Genomic DNA, 3,692 nt, shown 5'->3' with positions numbered 1-3,692 from the left:
GAATTAACTTTAAGTTATCGTATTGAATTTGTGAATCAACGATAAGAGCAATTGGTAACCCTGCATACTTAACATCTATATTCATATCTTTTGGAGTCAATGGTACAAGTTCTCGCTTTGGTAAAATGCTAATGGCTCCATTCGCTTCTAAAATAGCGTATTCAATTTCATGAACACTTGGATATCCGGCGACGCGAAGATTAGAAAGCAATTCAGGGATCGGATATCTACTTTTTTGTAAGTTCTCAAAAATAATATCACCATGTTTAATTAAAATAATGGGGTGTCCGAGAATGAAACGATTTAGTTTATTGAGTAGGCTTAATTTGGTAAGAAGTAAATGCAAACATGTAATAACGACCATACCGAGAAATGCTTGTAAAGCACCAGCGACTGGTATGGCTTGAAAAGCTAAATAAGATAAAAAGATAATAGCCCCAAAATCATGAGGGGTTAGTTGTGCTAATGCAGATTTACCAAGTAGCTTAAGTGATAGTAAAAATAAGATAAAAAAGAACGATACATTAAATAAAAAGAGAAGCAAGAGGGACACTCCTTCGTGTGAAGTTGTACTTACTATTCCCGAAAGTAATATAAATATTACCTTTTATAGGATGAATTAGGGTGAATTGGAATTTGGCTGTATACAAACAAATAAATGGATATTATGATGAAGGAAGTAAAGGGAATAGGAGTATATGGATATGAGAAAGAAGAAAATAATTAAGTACATTTTAGTTGTTATAATGATCTTCGCCGTGTATGCGGGGTTTTTACAATATAACATCTATAAGCATGGGCATATGAATGCAATTGACGATGCGGATTATATAATTGTACTAGGATCGAAAGTAAATGGAACAAAGCCTTCTTATTCATTGCAATATCGTATTGATAAAGCAGCTGAGTATTTAAAATCACATGATAAAACAATTGCTATCGTATCTGGAGGCCAAGGAAAAGGTGAAGATATTACAGAAGCATTAGCGATGAAACAAGGATTAATGAAACAAAATATTGCAGAAGACCGCATTATAATGGAAGAACGTTCGACGAGCACAGATGAAAATATTAAATTTTCAAAACCTCTTATCCCTGAAAATATGAAAAAAGGGATGATTGTAACGAACGATTTTCATATGTTCCGAGCAAAAAAGATTGCAGAAAAACAAGGGTTGACATTAGAAGGTCTTCCGGCGAAAACACCGAAGCCAATTATTATTCAATCGAATGTACGAGAATATTTAGCGGTTACGCAATATTGGTTTATGAATCGAATATAGTGAAAGTGATCCCGCCTGAAATTCCAGGCGGGATTTATTTTGAGGGAAATCTTACAAAGATGTCATGTTCATGAAAGGTAAAGCGATAGTTTCTGGAGTGGTTTCCTGACATAATGAAGGTAACAAAAAACTTTAGAGGTGAATCGGATGAAAGGAAATAATATTTTATCTTCGCTATGTTACTTTAGTATCTTTTTTGCACCATTTTTACTGCCAATTGTCGTGTACTTCGTTGCGGAAGATGAAGTGAAATATCACGCAAAAAAAGCATTTTGGTCACATATTTTCCCGTACGCAATCTTATTTGGCGGATTAGCTTTATCGGGGGTATACGGTTTAAGTTTCAATCAATCTGAGAGCGTTGGAATTGGAATGGTTATAACGTATGCAGTGTTTATTCTTGTAGGAATTTATTACTTCATTTGGAATATTGTTAAAGGAATTAAAGTTTTGAAAGCAGCTTAACAACAATTGCATAATAGCATATAAATCTTTCGTTATTTGTTGATAAGTCGATATCCTTTGTCGAAACGACCGATATAATTTCATATACCGTATTAATAGACATTAAAAAAGAGTAATTCGAAAAGAATTGCTCTTTTTGTGCTTATAAGTTGTGAATAATGAAAAAGATATGTTAATTTTTCATTATGAAGAGAAAGAAGGAGTGATTTTCATGAATGAGATGATACATAAAATGGAGCAACACGTTTCAGTTCGTAAATATAAAGAAGAACCAATTTCAAAAGAGATAGTAGAAAGAATAGTGCAAGCTGCTCAGCATGCGGCTTCCTCACATTTTGTACAGGCGTATTCTCTTATATATGTAACAGATCAAGAACTAAAGGCTAAACTAGCTGAATTATCCGGGAATCGTCATGTGAAAGACTGTGCAGCATTCTTTGTATGCTGTGCGGATTTAAAACGTCTAGAAACCGCATGTGAGAAACATGGAACAGAAATTAAACATGAGGGAGTAGAGGACTTTATTGTAGCGACAGTAGATGCCTCATTATTTGCACAAAACTTAGCACTTGCAGCTGAATCATTAGGATACGGCATTTGTTATATTGGCGGAATTCGTAATAACCCGAAAGAAGTGAGTGAATTGCTTCATTTACCGGATAAAGTATATCCGGTATTCGGAATGACAGTCGGCGTACCAGATGAAGATCATGGAGTTAAGCCACGTTTACCAGTAGCAGCGATTCTTCATGAAAATGGATACGATGAAAAGAAATATGATGAATTATTAAACGAATATGATGAAACGATGAGTGCGTATTACAAAGAAAGATCGTCAAATCAAAAAAACGTAACATGGACGGAATCAATGAGCACATTTATGTCAAAAGAGAAGAGAATGCATATGAAAGAGTTTTTGAGTGAGAAAGGATTAAATAAAAAATGATTGAAAAGACAAACCTGAGATGTGGGTTTGTCTTTTTTTGGAGGAGAAATGTATTTGTTTTCGAATTGGTTAGAGAGGGAGGGGATAAAATGAAGAAAGCTTTAATCTTTTTATTTGATGGATTTGCAGAATTTGAAGTGAATATAGCGAGTTTATTTTTGACAAGTAAGGAATTCGAAATAATAACAGCAACTGTAGACGGAAAAACAGTTACAGGAGAAGGCGGATTTTTGTGTCAACCACATGTCTCTATAGAGAATATTGAAGTAGTGGATTACGAAGTGTTTATTGTACCAGGAGGGCATATTTTTCGCCATTTAGAAAATGAACAACTGTTATCTATCGTGAAAGAATTACATAAGCAAAATAAATGGATAGCAGGCATTTGTGCAGGGACAGCTCTACTACATGCAGCCGGAGTGCTTAATAAGAAGAAATTCTCAACATCATTAACTCTAGATGAAAAACACTTAGCACATTTACATGAATGGGAATATAAACAAAATAAAGATGTAACTGTGGATGGGAAAGTCATAACAGCAGTAGGATCTGCGTATGTTGAATTTGCTGTTGAAATTATGAAACAGCTCAATTTGTTTGATGAAGGTGAAGGTAATGAAAACCTTCACTACTTTAAAAATATAAAAACAGTATGTGGTGAGAAGTTAGTTTAAGTAATAAAATCAAATAAAAAACCGAAGCTAAGAAAGTAGGACTCGCTTTCTCAACTTCGGTTTTTATTTGTTATTATATAAAATGAAAATAAAAATTAATAAATTTTTACAAAAGTGATAGAAAATGAGAATGAAATGCCAATAGTAAGTAAAAGCAGCTGCTAAAGGGGAACTGAGGAAGGAAGATGTTTATGATTTTCGATTCTGAAGAGGATTTAATTATAGCTATGAAAAAACGTGATCAAGATGCTTTGAAAGAAGTCATTGATCAATATGGAAAATTAGTTTTATACATTATTCATAAATCATTAAGTACCCCTATTG

5 protein-coding genes and 1 pseudogene are annotated in these 3,692 nt (G+C 33.6%); 5 read left to right on the top strand and 1 reads right to left on the bottom strand.

Annotated features, from left to right (window positions below; translation table 11 throughout):
- Positions 1 to 544: DUF421 domain-containing protein (locus tag AB3X48_RS19200; RefSeq protein WP_367959818.1), on the bottom strand; the 544-nt coding region annotated here is incomplete at its 3' end.
- Positions 545 to 704: 160 nt separating this feature from the next.
- Between AB3X48_RS19200 and AB3X48_RS19195 the strand changes: the two genes are divergently transcribed.
- The 5 genes and pseudogenes from AB3X48_RS19195 to AB3X48_RS19175 form a co-directional block, all read left to right on the top strand.
- Entirely contained in the window at positions 705 to 1,283 is a 579-nt protein-coding gene (locus tag AB3X48_RS19195; protein WP_016104369.1) for a YdcF family protein, read from the top strand.
- 147 nt (positions 1,284 to 1,430) lie between these two features.
- Positions 1,431 to 1,748: a magnetosome magnetite crystal formation protein family gene (locus AB3X48_RS19190; RefSeq protein WP_016104370.1), complete on the top strand. Its 318-nt coding sequence runs from the start codon at positions 1,431 to 1,433 to the stop codon at positions 1,746 to 1,748.
- A gap of 211 nt (positions 1,749 to 1,959) precedes the next feature.
- Positions 1,960 to 2,694, top strand: a complete 735-nt coding sequence (nfsA, locus tag AB3X48_RS19185; RefSeq protein WP_016104371.1) for an oxygen-insensitive NADPH nitroreductase — start codon at positions 1,960 to 1,962, stop codon at positions 2,692 to 2,694.
- Positions 2,695 to 2,783: 89 nt separating this feature from the next.
- Complete coding sequence (locus AB3X48_RS19180; RefSeq protein ID WP_033714685.1) at positions 2,784 to 3,368, top strand: DJ-1/PfpI family protein; 585 nt, start codon at positions 2,784 to 2,786, stop codon at positions 3,366 to 3,368.
- Positions 3,369 to 3,553: 185 nt separating this feature from the next.
- Positions 3,554 to 3,692 (top strand): annotated as a pseudogene (locus AB3X48_RS19175) (RNA polymerase subunit sigma-70); the annotation flags it as partial.

Origin of the sequence: Bacillus sp. S4, assembly GCF_040838205.1 — a bacterium.
In the GTDB taxonomy this organism is placed as follows: domain Bacteria; phylum Bacillota; class Bacilli; order Bacillales; family Bacillaceae_G; genus Bacillus_A; species Bacillus_A cereus_U.
This window is presented reverse-complemented; position numbering and strand designations above follow the sequence as displayed.

Excerpts from the sequence above, each read along its gene's own strand:
- AB3X48_RS19180 (WP_033714685.1), top strand. The coding sequence starts at position 2,784 with ATGAAGAAAGCTTTAATCTTTTTATTTGATGGATTTGCAGAATTTGAA.
- nfsA (WP_016104371.1), top strand. The coding sequence starts at position 1,960 with ATGAATGAGATGATACATAAAATGGAGCAACACGTTTCAGTTCGTAAA.
- AB3X48_RS19190 (WP_016104370.1), top strand. The coding sequence starts at position 1,431 with ATGAAAGGAAATAATATTTTATCTTCGCTATGTTACTTTAGTATCTTT.
- AB3X48_RS19195 (WP_016104369.1), top strand. The coding sequence starts at position 705 with ATGAGAAAGAAGAAAATAATTAAGTACATTTTAGTTGTTATAATGATC.